Here is a 17440-nt window from a genome sequence, read left to right as displayed (position 1 = left end):
CTGCATCATGCCCATGTCTGCCAAACCAGTGGCGACTCCGTCAGGCTGACCCAGGCCCTAGCAGGGAAGGGAGTGGCACAACTGAGCTAACACACCGCACCGGTATGGCCAACCACGCATCTATATTTGCGGGCAGATCTCATGGCCATATCCGGGCATTTTTAATGGCCACCAGCGGGCAGATAACCTGGCCGCTGGTGGGCAGAAGCTCATGGCCCTTGACACAGGGCTGCGGCCATGCTCCTCAGGCGTGCCAGACTGTTGCCTTGGGGGCTGCCGGAACAGGTGTTTCGCCATACTTGTGCATACTCCCGGAGCATCAAGTCTGCCAGCCCGGTGTGCCATGCATCAGCCTCCGGCAACGTCGACAGCAGTTGCACGTCCGCACTGAGCCCGATGGAGAAGCCGGCGCCCACAGCGTCCCGCAACTCTTGCACCCTACCTGCAAGATCGGGGCGGCGCATGGATTCCTTCACGGCAACCAAGTTCGCAGTCTCCGCCAGCACGGCCAGAGTCTCCGCCGTGACGTCATACTGTGTCTGAAGCGGCTTGTTGTAGAAGCACAAGGGGATGGATGTGGCATCAGCCACCTGCCCGAAGAGTTCCCGAACTTCCGCATCGGACAACGGCAGGTAGGAAAACGGGGCCAGCAGGAGCCCGTCAGCGCCCACCTGCTCAGCATCCTTGGCCAAGTTCACCGTTTCGCGGGTGGAAGCGGCGCTGACAGCCGAACAGACGGGAATCGACGACTCTCCCGGCCCGGCGGATCCCGCTGCGGCCTCAACAGCAGTCTCTGTCGCAGCACGCCTCTCCGCCCTGTCAAACAGCACCCCGGCACCGGAGGTGGCCAGGACGGTTACGCCGGACACCCCTGCCCTGGCCGCGTTGGCTACAAGCCGCGCCAAGGCACCCTGGTCGAGTTCGTCGTCGTGCGTCAACGGTGTGACTGGATAGGCAAGAAGACCGGTAAAAGCCTGTGGCATGGGAGGAGTCCTGAGTCGAGGGAGCGTCAGCCTATTGTGCCCCGAAACTGCGCGAGCATCGGTGCGGAAGGCCGAAAGGTGCAGGAGGGTCGGAAGATTGCGCCCCGAAAGTGCAGGAGCGTCGAAAGGGCGGAAGACGACGGCGGCACCCGGCTCACGCCGTGAAGCGCGAGCCGGGTGCCGCCACCGATTGCTGCCGGTTTACTGCCGGTGTTGTTACTGTTGCTGCTTGCTACCAGCCGCGCTCGGCCAGGCGGTGAGGCGCCGGGATGTCTGCGACGTTGATGCCCACCATGGCTTCGCCCAGGCCGCGGGAGACATCCGCAATAACGCTGGGATCGTCGAAGAACGTGGTCGCCTTGACCACGGCAGCGGCTCGCTGGGCCGGGTTGCCTGACTTGAAGATGCCGGAGCCGACAAAAACGCCGTCGGCGCCGAGCTGCATCATCATGGCAGCATCGGCAGGGGTTGCGATGCCGCCGGCGGTGAACAGCACCACGGGGAGCTTGCCGGAGGCGGCAACTTCCTTCACGAGCTCGTACGGGGCGGCAAGTTCCTTGGCGGCAACGTACAGCTCGTCCTTGGGCAGAGCTGCCAGCTGGGCGATCTGGGTGCGGATCTTGCGCATGTGGCCCGTGGCGTTGGAGACGTCGCCGGTGCCGGCTTCACCCTTGGAGCGGATCATGGCGGCACCTTCGTTGATGCGGCGCAGGGCCTCGCCCAAGTTGGTGGCGCCACAGACGAAGGGAACCTTGAAGTTCCACTTGTCGATGTGGTGCTCGTAGTCGGCCGGGGTCAGGACCTCGGACTCGTCCACGTAGTCAACGCCCAAGGACTCAAGGACCTGGGCCTCAACGAAGTGGCCGATCCGGGCCTTGGCCATCACGGGGATGGACACGGCGGCGATGATGGCGTCGATCATGTCCGGGTCGCTGGCGCGCGAGACGCCGCCCTGGGCACGGATGTCGGCCGGAACGCGTTCCAGTGCCATGACGGCCACGGCGCCGGCATCTTCGGCAATTTTTGCCTGTTCAACGTTGACAACGTCCATGATGACGCCGCCCTTGAGCATGTCCGCCATGCCGCGCTTGACGCGGCTGCTGCCGGTTACCGGTGTTACATCGGGTGTAGACACAAAAACCCCTCTGGATGAGAACAATAGTTTCTAAGCCCGCAAACGTGATGCGTCGCACGGGTGTCGCCAGTCTATTCCGGGGTTCTGCGCCGCCTAAAACTGGTGTTACTGCCCCTGCTTTTGCTGCCCTTGCGCGAGGTTGGGATCGTGGGCCTGCCGGCGCACGGTGCCAATTCGCTGGAACACTGTGACAAGGCTTGCAAGTGCCAGCAGGACAAGCACGACGGCGAGCACGGCTTCCGGGATGCCCAGCCCCACCAGCCCGGTCGCCACGAGCACCACCACGAGCCTGTCGGAGCGTTCGGCAATGCCCACGTTGGCGCTCATGCCCAGGCCTTCGGCCCGTGCCTTGGCGTAGGAGACGATCGAACCCAGCACCAGGCAGGTCAGTGCCATGGCGGCGATGAAGTGGTTGTTGCCGCCAGTGTAGAACCACACGACAATGCCAGCGAACACGGCGCCGTCGCCCACCCTGTCAAGCGTTGAGTCAAGGAAGGCACCCCACTTTCCGGAGCGGCCCAGCATGCGGGCCATGAGCCCGTCGACGATGTCCGAGAAGACGAAGACAGTGATGACAACAGTGCCCCAGAACAACTCCCCCAGCGGGTAGCCGATCAAGGCCCCTGCTGCCACGCCCAAGGTGCCTACGATGGTGACGGCGTCCGGTGAAACCCGCAGCCGCACCAACAAGGCAGCCACCGGGGTGAAGATGGCGGCGAAGAGTGCGCGGGCATATTTATTAAGCACTGCTCTCCCCCTCCTCGGCAGCTTCCGTCGCCGACGGGCCCCCGCTGGCGGTGGCCCAGGCCGCGGAGACCTGGTGGCGGACATCCCCCAGGGTTTGGGTGATGGCCTTCGTCTCGGCGATGATGGGCAGGAAGTTTCCGTCCCCTCCCCACCGCGGCACCACGTGTTGGTGCAGGTGCGCGGCAATGCCCGCCCCGCCCGTGACGCCCTGGTTCATGCCCAGGTTGAAGCCCGACGGGTTCGCCACCTGGCGCAGAACACGCATGGCCTGTTGGGAGAGGGCGGCAAACTCGGCCGTCTCGGCCACCGTCAAGTCGGTGTAGTCGGGCACGTGGCGGTACGGACACACCAGCAGGTGTCCGGCGTTGTACGGGTACAGGTTCAGGATGACATAGGCCAGTTCCCCGCGGTGGACGATCAAGGATTCCTCGTCGCTGCGCCCGGGCGCTTCGCAAAAAGGGCAGTTGTGCTTGCCGGTGACCTGCTCCTGCCCGCCCTTCACATAGGCGAGCCGGTGGGGCGTCCAGAGTCGTTGGAAGGCGTCTGGAACCCCGGGGAGTTCAAAATCATCGACTGGAATAGGCTCGGGCGCCCCACCAAATTCACTCACGCCGTGCGGTTCCCAACAGCTTCGACAATGCGGGCCACCGCGTCATCGACTGCCACGCCGTTGTCTTGGCTGCCGTCGCGGAAGCGGAAGGACACTGCGTTGGCGTCTGCGTCGTCCCCGCCGGCAATCAGCACAAACGGGACTTTGTCCTTGCTGGCGGTGCGGATCTTCTTCGGGAAGCGGTCGCTTGAAATGTCCACCTCGGCACGGATGCCGGCTTCCTTGAGCTTGGCGACGACGTCGAACATGTAGTCGTTGAACGCTTCGGCCACCGGGATGGCCACCACCTGCACGGGTGAGAGCCAGGCGGGGAAGGCCCCGGCGTAGTGCTCAGTCAGCACGGCCATGAAGCGCTCCACCGAACCAAACAGTGCGCGGTGGATCATGACCGGCCGCTGGCGGGTGCCGTCGGCGGCCTGGTACTCAAGTTCAAAGCGGTCGGGCAGGTTGAAGTCCAGCTGGATGGTGGACATCTGCCAAGTGCGTCCCAGCGCATCCTTCGCTTGAACGGAGATCTTCGGGCCGTAGAACGCGGCTCCTTCAGGGTCGGCCACCAGTTCCAGCCCCGACGCCTCGGCCACTTCGGCCAGGGTTTGGGTGGCTTCCTCCCAAACGGCGTCGTCGCCGACGAACTTTTCCGGATCCTTGGTGGAGAGCTCCAGGTAGAAGTCGTCCAAGCCGTAGTCCTTGAGCAGCGACAGCACAAAGTTCAACGTTTCGGTGAGCTCATCCTTCATCTGCTCCTTGGTGCAGTAGATGTGCGCGTCGTCCTGTGTCATGCCGCGGACACGGGTGAGGCCGTGGACCACGCCGGACTTTTCGTAGCGGTACACGGAACCGAACTCGAACAGGCGCAGCGGCAGTTCACGGTAAGAGCGTCCGCGGGACCGGAAGATCAGGTTGTGCATGGGGCAGTTCATCGGCTTGAGGTAGTAATCCTGGCCGGGCTTGCGCACCGTGCCGTCCTCATTGAGCTCGGCGTCCACGTGCATGGGCGGGAACATGCCGTCCTTGTACCAGTCGAGATGCCCGGAGACCTCGTACAGGTTGGCCTTGGTGATGTGCGGGGTGTAAACGAAGTCGTAGCCGGCCTCAACGTGCCGCTTGCGGGAGTAGTCTTCCATTTCCTTGCGGATGATGCCGCCCTTGGGGTGGAAGATGGGCAGGCCGGAGCCCAGCTCGTCGGGGAAGGAGAACAGGTCAAGCTCGACGCCGAGCTTGCGGTGGTCGCGGCGCTCGGCTTCGGCGATGCGCTCCTGGTAGGCCTTCAAAGCGTCCTTGGTGGGCCAGGCCGTTCCGTAGATGCGCTGCAGCTGCTGGTTGTTCTGGTTGCCCAGCCAGTAGGCGGCGGAGGTGCGGGTGAGGGCGAAGGCGTTGGAGATCAGCTTCGTGTTTTGCAGGTGCGGGCCGCGGCACAAATCGCACCAAACAAGGTCACCGGATTTGCGGTCCACGTTGTCATAGATGGTGATCTCCCCGGCGCCCACCTCGACGTTGACGCCTTCGGCGGTGTCGCCGTCGTTCTTCTTGCCCAAAAGCTCCAGCTTGTAGGGCTCGTGGGCCATGGCTTCGCGGGCCTGGTCCTCGGTGACGACGCGGCGGGCGAATTTTTGGTTCTGGTTGACGATCTTGAGCATCATCTTCTCAAGGGTCTTCAAGTCCTCTGGAGTGAAAGGCTCGGCCACGTCGAAGTCGAAGTAGAACCCGTCGGTGATGTACGGGCCAATGCCCAGTTTCGCGTCCGGGCGCAGCTGCTGCACAGCCTGGGCCATGACGTGGGCGGTGGAGTGGCGCAACACGTCGAGGCCGTCGGGGGAATCAATGGTGACGGGCTGCACCTCGGCGCCGGCTTCGAGCACTGCCGAAAGGTCCTTCAAAACCCCGTCCACGCGCATGACAACAACTTCGCGGCGGTCAAAGAATAGTTCCGCACCAGTGGTGCCGGTGGCCACCGCGGTCTCGTTGCCCTCGACCTTGATGGTGACTTGTGAATCCACTGGCACGTCTAACTCCTTGATTTGTCCTGTGCGGCCCCATGTCCAAGCAACATACGGGGGTTGCTGTGGGCCTCCTCGATGATATCTGCATGCCGGTGCACCGGCCAACACGGGGGCTCCGGCAACGCCTCGGAAGGCGAGCCTGCCAGCGAGCCAGGGCGCATATTTGGCTCCATGTCCGGCACTGGCTCCGGCCGCATTTCCGGCAGCGCCCCAAGCAGCGACCCGGGCAGCGAGTTCATGTCCAGGTCCTGCAAATCCCAGGCTTCCAACGCCTGCACGGTGATGCCTCGCGGGCCGGTGCGCCGTGTCAGCCCGCGGATCAGCAGCATGCGGGTGCCAAAGAGCAGGGGGCCGGACTTTTCCTGCGCCTCGCTGAAGAAGGTGGCGTCCACGCAGCCGGTGCCGTCGTCAATGCTGATGAACACCACCCTTTTGCCGCCGCGCATGGGCGGTGTTTGGGTGGCCACCCGCACCCCGGCCACCAAAATTTCGGTGTTGTTGCGCAAGCCCAGCAGCTGCTCGGCCCGGCTGACACCCAGCCGATCCAGCAGCGGGGCGTAGCTTTCCATCAGGTGCCCGCTCACATCGACGGAGAGCAGGTCTAGTTCGGTGCGCACAGTCTCGGCCAACCCTGCCGCAGGGTGCCTGGCTGCGAGCGCGCCCAGTTCCACATCCTCCATGGGCAGGGCCAGCTGCCCGGAGATGGGCTCATTGCGCTTGTTGGCCTTGTGCGCCGGCAAACTGTTGACGTGGGCGATGAGGTCGGCACGGTTGGCGGTGTTCCCTGTTCTCTGTTGTGCCCGGCGATGCAGGGAGTCCAGGGCGCCCAATTGAGCCAGTCGTTTCAGGATGGGCCGGCTCAGTCTTCCCCTGTCGCGCAGCTCGGCCAGGGAGCCGTAGGGCTGGCCGGCGAGGATGCGCTTGAGCTCGGTGCCGGAGAGCCCGTAAACACCGGCAAGGCTCATGCGGATGCCCGTCACATTGGCCGCGGTGCGTTCGGCGCGGTACTGCCCGCCGCTGGCATTGATGTCAAGGGGCAGGATGGGGATGCCCATGCGCCTTGCCTCTGCCACGATCAGGCGGAGCGGATACATGCCGGGGTCGTGTTCCCACAGTCCTGCCATGAATTCAGCAGGATGGTGTGCTTTCAGCCAGGCCGACTGGTAGGTGGGCACGGCAAAGGCCGCCCCGTGCGCCTTGCAGAAGCCAAAGCTGCCAAACGCGGCAAGAGTCCCCCACACCTCCTCAATGACAGCCTGGCTGTAGCCGTTCCCCGCGGCTTTGGCCCTGAAGTACTTTTCCACGGCGGGCTCGGCGGACGGGTTCCCCAATCCCCGCCTGAACTCGTCTGCCCTGGACAAGGTGCACCCTGTCATGGTGCTGAGGGTGCGCAGCACTTGTTCGTGGAAAACCGTGACTCCATGGGTTTCTTCCAGCACGGGGATGAGGTCGGGGTGGGCGTAGTGTGCCGGCGAGAAGCCTGCCCGGTTTTCCAGAAATGGTTTGACCATGTTTGATTTCATCGGTCCGGGCCGGAACAAGGAGATGTCGATGATGAGGTCGCTGAATTCAGCGGGGGCCATTTTCCCCACGAGCTCGCGCTGGCCCGGGGATTCGATTTGGAAGCAGCCCAGTGTGTGGGTGCTGCGGATCAGTTCAAAGGTGGGTTCGTCGTCGAACGGGACGGCGTCAAGGTCAATTCCCCCTCCTTCGGTGATGAAGGGTGCGTCGGGGGCGTGCCCGCCTTCCTCCGCCACGGCTTCCCTTGTGGGGTGCAGGCGGATGATTTCCCGGACCGCATAGGCCATGGCGCTTTGCATGCGCACGCCCAGGACATCGAGTTTGAGCATGCCCATGGCGTCCATGTCGTGTTTGTCGAACTGGCTCATGGGCAGTCCCATGCCGCTGGGCTGCACGGGGGTGCGGTTGAGCAGCCCGGAGTCTCCCAGGATGACCCCGCACGGGTGCATGGAGATGTGCCGGGGCAGGCTGTCAAGACGTTCGGTGAGGTCCACCAGGAGGTCCAGCTGGCCGCCGCCGTCGGCGTGGCGGGAGTCGCGGACCTGGGCGGCCAGGTCGCGCAGCTCGGGTTTTTCCTCCAGTGCTTCCCTGAAGGAGCCTGCCGAAAACCGCCACAGCTGTTTGGCTATCTGGTCAATGTCTCCCCTGTCCATGCCCAGTGCCATGCCGGCATCCCTGACAGCGCCCCGGGCACGGTAGCTGTTTTGCATGCTCATCAAGGTCACCCGCTTGGGGCCAAAGCGTTCAAAAATCCCCCTGTACACGTTGTGGCGCTCCGCGCTTTCCACATCCAGGTCGATGTCGGGCAGCGTGGACCTGTCCGCTGAGAGGAACCTTTCAAAGAGCAGGTCGTTGGCGATGGGGTCCACGGCGCTGATGCCCAGCAAGTAGTTGACAAGCGAGGACGCCCCCGAGCCCCTTGCTGCCCGCCGCACCCCCATGGTGCGGATCATGTCCGAAACTTCTGCCACGGTGAGAAAGTAGGATTCAAAGCCCAAGCCGCCAATCGTGGCCAGTTCCGTCTCCAGCCTGTTGCGCACAGTCAGCAGCTTGGTTCCGCTGAGGTTGCCAAAGCGTTGGACAAGCCCCGCCTCACTGCGTTGACGAAGTTCCACACCGGCGGTGCCCGTCAACCCGAGCACATCCATTTCCGGGGTTGCCGGTTGCTTCCAGCCCAAGTCTGCAGCCGGGTCAAGCCTGCACTTGTCCGCCAACTGGGCGGTGTTGGCCCATAGTTGGCTTAGTTCGGCGTTGCCGTATCCGCCCTGGTACACAATTTCCTTGGCCACGGCACGCATCTGGGCGGCGCTCTTGAGCCAAGCCTGTCCCGTGGGCTGCAGCTCGTGGAGTTCTCCCAACGGCATCACGTTCCTTGCCGCATCCAGGACATCGGCCGTGGGGGCGTCTTCGGCATGGGCGTAGCGGGCGGCGTTGCTCAACACCGCCGGAACGTTGAACTCCTGCGCCAACTTGAGCATCCGCACGGCGTGGGCAGTGCTCAGCGGGGCGCCGGGCGCGCTGAGGTGGCTGGCAATTTCCACCACCATTGCTCCGTCCGGCATGGCCTTGTGCCATTGCAGGAATTTGGTGCGCGGCAGCAGGTACTTGCGTCCGTGCAGCGACCTGCCGACGGGAGATGCGGGGCCGAGCAAAACCGTTAGCGCGGGTTTCCCGGATTCCGGGTCCAGCACTCCGGCGGCCAGCTGGTCAAGTGTGAGCCCCACTGGCGTGCCGGCGTGGGCTGCCGACACCAGCCGGCACAGCGCGGCGTAGCCCGTGCCCGGCGGCAGAAATGTCCCGCCGTGGGCCAGGACCACCACCCGGCCCGCTGCCACCGGCCCGCCCGGCCCATCCTCCACCACGGCCAGGTCAACGCCGATGATGGGGTCGATGCCGGCAGCCATGCACGCCTTGACATGCTTGACCGCCCCATAGAGGCCGTCCCTGTCGGTGACGGCCAGTGCGTCGCCATCCACGGCGGCAACCTGTGCCAGCTCCTCCGGCCACGACACTCCAAAGTGGGCGCTGAAGGCGGATGAACTATGCAAATGGACAAAGTTACGCACCGTCCGCCAACTCCTCCGGCCAAAACACTTCATCCACTGCGTCATGAATTTTAATGACCCGCCACTGTCCGCCGGGCAGATAATGGACAACATCGAGGGTCAAGCAGCCTGGGGTTCCTTCGCGCCGAAGCTGCAAGCGCCACATTTGCAGGTCCACAATCCCGGCCCCCTCCCCCGGGGGTACGCGGGATTCGCTCTCCCACCAAGACCGGCGCTCGTACCAGCACAAGGGATGCGGCTCGATGGCGTAATGAGCGCCGCGCCAGCACAACTGCAAAAGCTCCCCTTCGGGCGAGCTCACCACATCAATGCCCTCACTGAAGCTGCCCATGTGCGCGTTCCATCCCCATCCAGCTGCTCAAACCACTCAAGCCGCCCAAACCACAAGGTCCGTTCCGGATGATTCATTCGTATTAGTACATATATTCGATCGAATTTAAGTGTACGCTCAACTCCACGCGGAAACTACCCGCCACTTCGGCCACTCGCAGCAGCCGGCACTTGTTCGGCACAGAATCCGTGCAGCAAACGTTATGAAGCAGATAGCTGACAACGCACACAGGCGTCTAGCATGGCCTTAGGGCCTTTGGCCTGCACGCGCTGCCGGCGCCACAACGATTTAAGGAGCGTTCCATGACTGACATGGTCACCCTCATCGCCAAGACCAACCCGTTGGAACGCGAGTTCAAAACAGCAACGCGGACCGTGCAGGACACCGATCTGCAACGCCTTGGCGAGCTGTATTTCAGCGCGTATGAGGCTGGCGCTGCCGGTGAAAATCTTTCCGTGGCACTGGCCGACATGCGCTCCGCCTTCGAGGGAAAGTGGGGCCGGTTGCTCCACGAGGCATCCCATGTGGCGCTGGATGACGATGGCGAAATTGTGGCCGCTGTGCTGGTGGTGGATCGCTTCACCGGCCACGGCGCCCCCGACGCCCCTTTCATCATTGAACTGATCACCGACCGCAACCACCGCCGCCGCGGCTTGGCCGAGGAACTTGTGCTGGTTACCATGGACACTTTGTTCAATGAGGGCCGGAGTGATGTTTCTCTCCAGGTTGAAGCCACCAACTCCGCAGCCCTTGCCCTGTATCTGTCCCTTGACTTCCATCGCTGGTCTTCCGACGACTCGGACGGCTAAAGCCCACCAAGCCAAGCCCACCCGCCTGGCTGGCTGTCTGGATGGCACTGCCGGACTCAAACTGCCAGGCCGGTATCCGTCAGCCGCCGATTGGATGCTGGGAGGCCGCCGCAGCAGGTTCGAGGTCTGCGAGTGCCAGCCGGTGTGCCGGCTGAGGCGGTAGCGGAAGGCTTGATGTGACTCCCAGCCCGCTGTCCACATGGAGCATTTCCCCGGGCGCCAGCAAGCGCCAGCCGGGATCCGCGTCCATGGGCTCGCTGGCCACCACCACCGATTCCTTGTCCATCAAGTCCTTGCAGTGCGCCTGAATTCCTTGGCTTCCGGCCTGCAACGTCCCTCCATCGTGCCCGCCTGCACAGCGTTCCAGGACATGCAGCTGATGTGCTTCCGGGTAACGCAGTGCCCACAGTTCCGTGGCGGTGGCGAGGATGAAGTTCAGGCTGTACACGGGCAGGTTGCCTGCGATCCATGCCATCGCCGCGACCACTCCACCCCCCACGTCCCCGCCATTGCGGCGCACCTCCGCGGTGACCAGGGCAAACATCCTTTCGCTGTCCGTCTGGCCGCGAACCAAGCCGGTTCCCCCGCATTCGGCAATGCGGGCCTCCAGCTCGGCCAACCCGTGCACCACGCCGTTGTGGGCAAAAAGCCTGCCGTCCTGCTCGAACGGGTGGGTGTTCTCCGTGGTGTGGCCGCCCGTGGACGCATACCGGACGTGGGCCAGGAACTTGGTGCCTTCCAGGGTCTTGGCCGAGCAGGCAAAGTCTGCGTCCTGCCAGGCGGCCATGGGCTGCTTGCTCACCGTGGGAGTGTCCTGGCCGTTGAAAACGCCAATCCCCGTGCCGTCCGGTGCGCGGTGGCTCTGCACCGACAGGCTGTCGGTGGCCTTCAACAACCAAAACGTGGCCTTCACGGTCTCCGTGCCGGCGTGCAGTCCAAAGAGTCGGCACATGTCCGGGCATCCTTTCCTCAAGGACCGGTTCGCCGTACCGGGTGGCGGGGTCGCCGGGGTCGTCCGCCCCGGTGTGGGTGGATCCTTACCGCAAGCGTAGGGTGCTTGCGGCCAATCGACCAGGCATTTTCGCGCGCAGGCTCCGGGACCATGTCAGCGGAGCGGCGCCGTGAGTTCCGGGGAGTTGTTGCGCACGTTGCCGACGTCGGCACCCACCGGGTCCAGCTGCCATTCGCCGGCCAGCTGGTGGGCCTCGGAAAGGACCCTGTCCAGCAGCCCGGCAACCTCACCCGGCACCGGGTTGAGCCATTCGGCCATGAACTCGCTGCCCATCGGGACAGGGAGCCGGTCGTGGAGGGTGGCCAATTCGCCGTCGGCCGGGGACTCCATGGTCAGAATGGTGCAGGAGAGCAGCCAGGCTTCGGGGTCGGCGTCGTCCTTTTCAGGGTCCTTCCACCACTCATACAGTCCGGCGAAGGTGATGAGCGAGCCGTCCTTGGCATGCACAAAGTACGGTTGCTTCTTGCCGTCGGGAAGCTTCTTCCACTCGTAGTACCCCTCCGCGGGCACCGCGCAGCGCCGGGTCTTGGCAGCGGCACGGAACGTGGGCTTTTCAAGCACCGTCTCGCTGCGGGCGTTGAAGGCGCGCACGGCGACGCCGGGATCCTTGGCCCAGCGCGGCACCAGGCCCCACTTGGCCACATGCACCTGCCGGTGCAGGGCGCCGTCGACGAGCCGTTCGAGCACTATGGGCACATCCGTGGTGGGAGCCACGTTCCAGGAGGCCCGCAGCTCCAGGTTGGCATCGGCTTCCGCTTCGAGCTCGGCCACCAGGTCGCCGACAGCCCTGGCCATGACATATCGTCCGCACATGCATTCCATGGTGGCACAACTCCGGGAATATGCACTCTGCCCGGTAGCGTTGTCATGGACAGCAGCACTCACAACCCCCTTACAAGGAGCACTCACCGTGGACTTCACCCCCGACGCCGGCACCATCACCATGTTCTCGACCACCTGGTGCGGCTACTGCAAGCGCCTGAAGAAGCAGCTTGAGGCCTCGGGCATCGGCTACACGGAGATCAACATCGAGGACGTTCCCGGCACTGCCGAGCTCGTTGAGAGCCTCAACGGGGGAAACCAGACTGTCCCCACCTTGCTGTTCCCCGACGGCTCCGCGGCCACCAATCCTTCGCTGAAAGATGTTAAAACGAAGCTGGGCGTCTAAGCACGCCTGATAATGAGCACCGATCGTCAGCAATCCATGTAGCCTGTCATGACCCCCAATGGACGTTCCTGGCAGGAACCCAAGTCGTAAGGAGCCATTCATGGTTCACAAGGTCAAAGGCGCAGTTGTGCTCAGCAAGAACGCCCCCGTAACAATCGAAACCATTCTTGTTCCCGATCCCGGCCCGGGGGAGGCCCTCGTGGACATCCTCACCAGTGGCGTGTGCCACACGGATTTGCACTACAAGCTCGGCGGCATCAGCGATGATTTCCCCTTCCTGCTGGGGCACGAGGCAACAGGTGTGGTCAGCGCCGTGGGTGAAGGAGTCACGAACGTGGTTCCCGGCGACAGGGTGATCCTGAACTGGCGTGCAGTCTGCGGAACGTGCCGCGCCTGTGCCAAGGGCCAGCCCCAGTATTGCTTCGACACTGCAAACGCCACCCAAAAAATGACACTCGAGGACGGCACCGTGCTCGAGCCCGCACTGGGCATCGGGGCGTTCATTGAAAAGACCCTCGTCGCCGCCGGACAGTGCACCAAGGTCGACGACGACGTCGATCCCGGCGCTGTGGGCCTGCTCGGTTGCGGCATCATGGCCGGCATTGGCGCCGCCATCAACACCGGCGGCGTGAAGCGCGGGGACTCCGTGGCCGTCATTGGCTGCGGCGGCGTGGGTTCGGCTGCAATTGCCGGTGCTGCCCTGGCCGGTGCCACCACCGTCATCGCCGTGGACCGCGATCCGAAAAAATTGGCAGCGGCCAAGGCTCTGGGCGCCACGCACACCGTGGACTCCACTGTCGAGGATGCCGTCGTCGCCATCCAGGGGTACACCAGAGGCTTCGGCGCCGATGTGGTGATCGACGCCGTCGGACGTCCCGAAACCTACAAGCAGGCGTTCTACGCCCGCGACCTGGCCGGCACCGTGGTGCTGGTGGGCGTGCCCAACCCGGAGCTGATGCTTGAACTGCCGCTGGCGGATGTCTTTGGCCGCGGCGGGTCGCTGAAGTCCTCCTGGTACGGGGATTGTTTGCCCTCCCGGGACTTCCCCATGCTCGTGGACCTCTACAAGCAGGGGAAGCTTGATCTGGATGCGTTCGTCACCGAACGCATCACCATTAATGAAATTGAAGCTGCCTTCGCCAAAATGGGTGAAGGCTCCGTACTACGATCGGTGGTGGAGCTGTAATGGCCGCACATATTGATAGATTGATTACCTCAGGAACGTTCTCGCTCGACGGCGGCACCTGGGACGTGGACAACAACGTCTGGATCGTGGGTGACGACGCCGAGGTGTTCGTCATTGACCCCGCCCACGACCCGGAGGCCATCATGGACGCCGTGGGCGGCCGCACCGTCAAGGCCGTGTTGCTGACCCACGGACACGACGACCACATCCGCCATGCCCGCGCGTTCGCCGGCTTGGCAGGCGCTCCGGTGCTGATGAACCCTGCGGACCAGATGCTGTGGGAGGACATCTACCCGGGGACAACCCCGGACTCGCCCATTGCTGAAGGGGATACGTTCACGATCTCCGGCACGGAGCTGGTGGCCTTCCATACTCCGGGCCACTCCCCCGGTTCGACGTGTTTCTACGCCGAAGCACTGGGTACGGTTTTCACCGGCGACACGCTGTTCAACGGTGGCCCCGGGGCGACCGGGCGCTCCTACAGCGACTTCCCCACCATCGTGAAGTCAATCACCGAGCGGCTGCTGGCACTGCCGGCGGAAACCGTTGTCAACACCGGCCACGGCGACTCCACGACCATTGGCGCCGAGGCTCCAGGGATCCTGACAGCAGGGCAATAGCGGGGCAGCAGCTCGGCAAGGACTGAGAGAAACGGGCCGCGCGGCGCAAGCTGCGCGGCCCGATTTTTGTACCCGCTCGATCGCGGGTTAGCCGCCGATCAAGTGCGTGTGATCCCTGTAGGCCGCCAGGATGGCCGCTTCCACGTCATCCACCGTGAGGCCCGGGAGCAGGTCCTCGGCGGCACCTGCCGTGGCCGGGTCCCACTCCAGGCCCAACGCGGCATAACTGTCGAGCAGAACTTGGCGGATGGGTGCCGAATTTTCCACGACGATGACTGAGCTGAAAAGCCACGCCCCGGAGACTACACGCTGGGCCGTTCCCACCAGTTTAATGCTGGCAGTGGCACTTCGGCCATACACGCTGTACGCCCCCGGGCAATACTCACCGGGGATTTCCCCGACACCGGCGTCCACACCCAGCGATTGCAGCGCCTGCGCAAACAGCTCGCCAAAGAAGCCGAACCGCGCCTTGGCTCCGGCGATGGCGTCGTCCTGACGCTGGATGTGGTCCACGATCAACGTGCCCTGGTGGTAGGCGGCGGCCCTGCCCCCGGCACGCCGAACCGCTGGCACGTAGCCGTTGATGCGGGAGGCCTGCTCCGCTGCGGCGAAGCCGGGAAGCTTGGTGTCGCGCTGTCCGAACGCCACGGTCGGCTCGGGCCTGTACAGGCGCAGCATGGCGTCCTGGCGGCCGGCCTTCACTTCGGACAAAAGATCCAGGGCCTGGTTGAGGTCCGCTTCAGCACCTTGGTTGACCAACTGTTTGTGGACTTCCATGCGCGGGACAAGCAGAGGGCTCACTGGCTGTGCGGGATGGGACGCAGGGTCAGAATCTGTTCGGAGCGTCCGAAGGGGCCCTGTGCGTCATGCAGCACGGAGGAGGTGAGGCCCACTCCGTCGCCGGCAAACGTCACAGTCGAGTCCAGGCCCAGCCACTCCCCGACAGGTTCCCGGTAGATGTGCAGCGAAAGATCCACGTTGGGGAACATGAAGCTGCCGGGTTCGGGCGTCACGCGCGCGGCCACGCCGTTGGCGCTGTCAGCCAAGCCCAGGAGCCGGACCAACGCCGAGGAGTGCTCGCCGCCGTCGAGCATGGTGTACGGGCTGTGCAGCCAGGCGCGACCATGCCCCTTGCGGTGGCCGGGAAGCGATCGTCCCTCAATGGTCTTGATGAACCCTCCAGGCCAGCTGTTCAATCCGGTCCAGGGAACGGCCTGCTCCAAGGGCTCGAGGGCCTTGTCTTCCAAGGCCTCGACGGCGGACGTGTCCCCGCGTTGCAGCCGCCAAGCAGTGGCCCGGACAGCCACGCGTCCCCCGGCCATCAATTCAGCTTGCAGCAGTTCGATGGTTTTGCCGGGGCGCAGAAGAGTGGTTTCAATGCTGAAGTCGCCGGCCGGAATCAGTCCGAGGATGTCGAAGTTGAGGCGGACAAGGCGCATGTCGTTTCGCGGTTGGAACTGTTCCAAGGCGTGGACCATGATGCCGGTAACCGGAGCCATGTGTTGTTCATGCGCGTTCCAGGCACCTTGTGCGTGGATGGTTGAGGAGTAGCTGTTTCCGCCCAAGTGGTGGTAGTACGACTGGGTGTCAACGGCTGTTGTTTCGGCTGCTGTAGTTTCGGCTGCGAGGGTTTCAGCAGCCATGCATGTGGTTGTTTCCGGCATGGCTACGACTCTACCGGCAGCGTGCGTATCGAAAAACACACGGCTGCTAAGCCTGCAGCGTTGAGTTGCCAACCACTTCCTGGCCCATGACAGGGCAATCGTCCAGGGCGCTCTGGTCCAGCTTGCGGGTCCGCGAGACACGGAACAGGTGCACACCCAGCAACGCTGCGGCCACGGCAACAACCAAAACGATCAAGGCAAGGGGCGATCCGGCTGCCGCGGCCAGGGCGGCGTCGAAGGCGGCAAGCCCGATGGTGGCGTAAATGCAAGCCCAGGCAATGGACCCGACCACTGTGGCAGGTATGTAGCGGCGCAAGGGCATCCGCCCCAGTCCGGCGGACATGTTGACCGCAGTCTGGATACCAATGGTCAGGAAGCTCACGCTGACAGCCGGTGCACCCCATCGTGCGATGATTTTCTCCGCACGGACCACGGCCGGGGAGTCCAAGTGCTTTTGCAACTTGGTCTTGCGGCCGCCGGCAGCCAAAGCCCGCCCTGCCCAGTACGTGCCATTGGAGCGCAGCATCACAATGACGAACAAGATCAAAAAGGCCCAGACAAAGGGGAGGGAGACAATACTGTCCATCATGAGCGTGCGCTACCCCCTGGGTAAGGAAAATAATATAGCTAAGGAATGCTGATCTATTAGTCTTGCCTTAGCTTAGCGAAAGTAGGCGGTGTTGCGCTAATTTCTTCAGCGTGAGACTGGTCGCTTGGGCCATGGATGACACCCCGTGCACGCCAGCAAATCGTTCTGCATGGATCAGGGTCGGCGCTGCCTCTTCCGGTGATGCCACGAAGCGCGCCATGTTCGACGGCGTGGCCCACCACACGTGAACAGCTGGCGGGGTGCAACCCCGCCTTGGTGCTGTTGGGGCTGGCTGTTTGGACAGCGGTAGCCTTGGGCCATGAACAGCGAGAATTTGTGGGAAGCGAAAAATCGAGAGGAACCCGGCCATTCGGCCCGGTACATGGCCAGGTTTGCCGCTTTGGGGGCCGAGGGCGTGGACTTGGAAGGCGAGGCCAGGCTGGCGGATGCGTTGCTCGCCCGCTCAAGCCGCATCCTGGATGCCGGATGCGGCATGGGCCGGATTGGCGGGGCGCTGGCACGCAGGGGTCACCAGGTGTTGGGCATGGACCTGGATGCAGAGCTGGTTGCGGCTGCCGGGAAGGACTACCCGGATGTGGACTGGCGGCTGGGCGACCTCACAGATTTGTCCCTGCCCGGGGAGACCTTCGATTTGATCGTGTGCGCTGGAAATGTGCTGACGTTTCTTGTCCCGGGCACGGCGAGGACCGTACTGACGCATTTTAGGTACCACTTGGCGCCGGATGGCCGGGCAGTGGTGGGATTCGGTGCTGGCCGCGGCTATGATTTTGCCAATTTCTTCCGCGACGTCCAAGACGCAGGGTTACACGTTTCGGGACGCTTCTCCACTTGGCAGTTGCATCCCTTTACCCAGGAATCCGATTTCTTGGTCGCCCTGCTGGACCAACCAACCGCTGCGGACTGACGAGCGCGCAGATTGCCGGGCTTTGGTTCTCGAGCGGAAGCTGCTTCTGGGCGAGGATGACGTGGACGCTGCCA

General features: G+C 63.7%; 17 protein-coding genes. 5 read left to right on the top strand and 12 right to left on the bottom strand.

All coding sequences use genetic code 11. The annotated features are described in order from the left end of the window. Nucleotides 1–209 precede the first annotated feature (209 nt). The 7 genes from QMG25_RS12120 to QMG25_RS12090 all read right to left on the bottom strand — a co-directional run bounded on the left by QMG25_RS12120 (nt 210) and on the right by QMG25_RS12090 (nt 9393). A complete protein-coding gene (locus tag QMG25_RS12120) occupies nt 210–983 on the bottom strand; it encodes a dihydrodipicolinate synthase family protein (protein WP_283460501.1) in 774 nt (257 codons plus the stop codon). Between the two features lie 232 nt (nt 984–1215). Beyond that, on the bottom strand, nt 1216–2118 hold the full coding sequence (pdxS, locus tag QMG25_RS12115) for a pyridoxal 5'-phosphate synthase lyase subunit PdxS (RefSeq protein WP_283460499.1): 903 nt from the start codon (nt 2116–2118) through the stop codon (nt 1216–1218). Between the two features lie 105 nt (nt 2119–2223). After that, a complete protein-coding gene (pgsA, locus tag QMG25_RS12110) occupies nt 2224–2865 on the bottom strand; it encodes a phosphatidylinositol phosphate synthase (RefSeq protein ID WP_283460497.1) in 642 nt (213 codons plus the stop codon). Then, the gene (locus QMG25_RS12105; RefSeq protein ID WP_283460495.1) at nt 2858–3475 is read right to left on the bottom strand and encodes an HIT family protein; all 618 of its coding nucleotides are present in this window, start codon (nt 3473–3475) and stop codon (nt 2858–2860) included. The genes pgsA and QMG25_RS12105 overlap by 8 nt, the downstream gene beginning before the upstream one ends. Further along, nucleotides 3472–5478, bottom strand: a complete 2007-nt coding sequence (gene thrS / locus QMG25_RS12100) for a threonine--tRNA ligase (protein WP_283460493.1) — start codon at nt 5476–5478, stop codon at nt 3472–3474. Before thrS ends, QMG25_RS12105 begins: the two co-directional genes overlap by 4 nt. 2 nt (nt 5479–5480) lie before the next feature. Next, on the bottom strand, nt 5481–9062 hold the full coding sequence (locus QMG25_RS12095; protein WP_283460492.1) for a DNA polymerase III subunit alpha: 3582 nt from the start codon (nt 9060–9062) through the stop codon (nt 5481–5483). Beyond that, entirely contained in the window at nt 9055–9393 is a 339-nt protein-coding gene (locus tag QMG25_RS12090) for a hypothetical protein (RefSeq protein ID WP_283460489.1), read from the bottom strand. Before QMG25_RS12090 ends, QMG25_RS12095 begins: the two co-directional genes overlap by 8 nt. Nucleotides 9394–9695: 302 nt before the next feature. Here QMG25_RS12090 and QMG25_RS12085 point away from each other — a divergent pair, with 302 nt between their 5' ends. Next, nucleotides 9696–10202, top strand: a complete 507-nt coding sequence (locus tag QMG25_RS12085; RefSeq protein ID WP_283460487.1) for a GNAT family N-acetyltransferase — start codon at nt 9696–9698, stop codon at nt 10200–10202. A 79-nt stretch (nt 10203–10281) separates the two neighbouring features. Here QMG25_RS12085 and QMG25_RS12080 read toward each other — a convergent pair whose 3' ends face one another. Beyond that, entirely contained in the window at nt 10282–11154 is an 873-nt protein-coding gene (locus QMG25_RS12080; protein ID WP_283460485.1) for a class II glutamine amidotransferase, read from the bottom strand. Between the two features lie 153 nt (nt 11155–11307). Next, complete coding sequence (locus QMG25_RS12075) at nt 11308–12027, bottom strand: SOS response-associated peptidase (protein WP_283460483.1); 720 nt, start codon at nt 12025–12027, stop codon at nt 11308–11310. Nucleotides 12028–12124: 97 nt separating this feature from the next. Here QMG25_RS12075 and QMG25_RS12070 point away from each other — a divergent pair, with 97 nt between their 5' ends. From QMG25_RS12070 to QMG25_RS12060, 3 genes are all read left to right on the top strand, one after another. Beyond that, nucleotides 12125–12382 carry a mycoredoxin gene (locus tag QMG25_RS12070; protein WP_283460481.1) on the top strand — a complete coding sequence of 86 codons (258 nt, stop codon included), beginning with the start codon at nt 12125–12127 and terminating at the stop codon, nt 12380–12382. A 100-nt stretch (nt 12383–12482) separates the two neighbouring features. Next, on the top strand, nt 12483–13568 hold the full coding sequence (locus tag QMG25_RS12065; protein ID WP_283460479.1) for an S-(hydroxymethyl)mycothiol dehydrogenase: 1086 nt from the start codon (nt 12483–12485) through the stop codon (nt 13566–13568). After that, complete coding sequence (locus QMG25_RS12060; protein ID WP_283460477.1) at nt 13568–14188, top strand: MBL fold metallo-hydrolase; 621 nt, start codon at nt 13568–13570, stop codon at nt 14186–14188. The genes QMG25_RS12065 and QMG25_RS12060 overlap by 1 nt, the downstream gene beginning before the upstream one ends. Nucleotides 14189–14275: 87 nt before the next feature. On the opposite strand, the gene QMG25_RS12055 is transcribed toward QMG25_RS12060, so the two are convergent. From QMG25_RS12055 to QMG25_RS12045, 3 genes are read right to left on the bottom strand one after another with little or no spacing between them, the layout of a single operon-like run. Continuing rightward, nucleotides 14276–14965, bottom strand: coding sequence for a lipoate--protein ligase family protein (locus tag QMG25_RS12055; RefSeq protein WP_283460520.1), 690 nt, complete (start codon nt 14963–14965; stop codon nt 14276–14278). A 20-nt stretch (nt 14966–14985) separates the two neighbouring features. Next, complete coding sequence (locus QMG25_RS12050) at nt 14986–15852, bottom strand: thioesterase family protein (protein WP_283460475.1); 867 nt, start codon at nt 15850–15852, stop codon at nt 14986–14988. 46 nt (nt 15853–15898) lie between these two features. After that, nucleotides 15899–16441, bottom strand: coding sequence for a DedA family protein (locus QMG25_RS12045; protein WP_283460474.1), 543 nt, complete (start codon nt 16439–16441; stop codon nt 15899–15901). 319 nt (nt 16442–16760) lie between these two features. Between QMG25_RS12045 and QMG25_RS12040 the strand changes: the two genes are divergently transcribed. After that, on the top strand, nt 16761–17366 hold the full coding sequence (locus QMG25_RS12040) for a class I SAM-dependent methyltransferase (RefSeq protein WP_283460473.1): 606 nt from the start codon (nt 16761–16763) through the stop codon (nt 17364–17366). Nucleotides 17367–17440 lie beyond the last annotated feature (74 nt).

The organism is Arthrobacter sp. H35-D1, assembly GCF_030063185.1.
Classification (GTDB): Bacteria; Actinomycetota; Actinomycetes; order Actinomycetales; family Micrococcaceae; genus Specibacter.
This window is presented reverse-complemented; position numbering and strand designations above follow the sequence as displayed.

Excerpts from the sequence above, each read along its gene's own strand:
- QMG25_RS12045 (WP_283460474.1), bottom strand. The coding sequence starts at position 16,441 with ATGATGGACAGTATTGTCTCCCTCCCCTTTGTCTGGGCCTTTTTGATC.
- QMG25_RS12085 (WP_283460487.1), top strand. The coding sequence starts at position 9,696 with ATGACTGACATGGTCACCCTCATCGCCAAGACCAACCCGTTGGAACGC.
- QMG25_RS12075 (WP_283460483.1), bottom strand. The coding sequence starts at position 12,027 with ATGTGCGGACGATATGTCATGGCCAGGGCTGTCGGCGACCTGGTGGCC.
- QMG25_RS12060 (WP_283460477.1), top strand. The coding sequence starts at position 13,568 with ATGGCCGCACATATTGATAGATTGATTACCTCAGGAACGTTCTCGCTC.
- QMG25_RS12055 (WP_283460520.1), bottom strand. The coding sequence starts at position 14,965 with ATGGAAGTCCACAAACAGTTGGTCAACCAAGGTGCTGAAGCGGACCTC.
- QMG25_RS12090 (WP_283460489.1), bottom strand. The coding sequence starts at position 9,393 with ATGGGCAGCTTCAGTGAGGGCATTGATGTGGTGAGCTCGCCCGAAGGG.
- QMG25_RS12065 (WP_283460479.1), top strand. The coding sequence starts at position 12,483 with ATGGTTCACAAGGTCAAAGGCGCAGTTGTGCTCAGCAAGAACGCCCCC.
- QMG25_RS12120 (WP_283460501.1), bottom strand. The coding sequence starts at position 983 with ATGCCACAGGCTTTTACCGGTCTTCTTGCCTATCCAGTCACACCGTTG.
- QMG25_RS12080 (WP_283460485.1), bottom strand. The coding sequence starts at position 11,154 with ATGTGCCGACTCTTTGGACTGCACGCCGGCACGGAGACCGTGAAGGCC.
- QMG25_RS12040 (WP_283460473.1), top strand. The coding sequence starts at position 16,761 with ATGAACAGCGAGAATTTGTGGGAAGCGAAAAATCGAGAGGAACCCGGC.
- QMG25_RS12050 (WP_283460475.1), bottom strand. The coding sequence starts at position 15,852 with ATGCCGGAAACAACCACATGCATGGCTGCTGAAACCCTCGCAGCCGAA.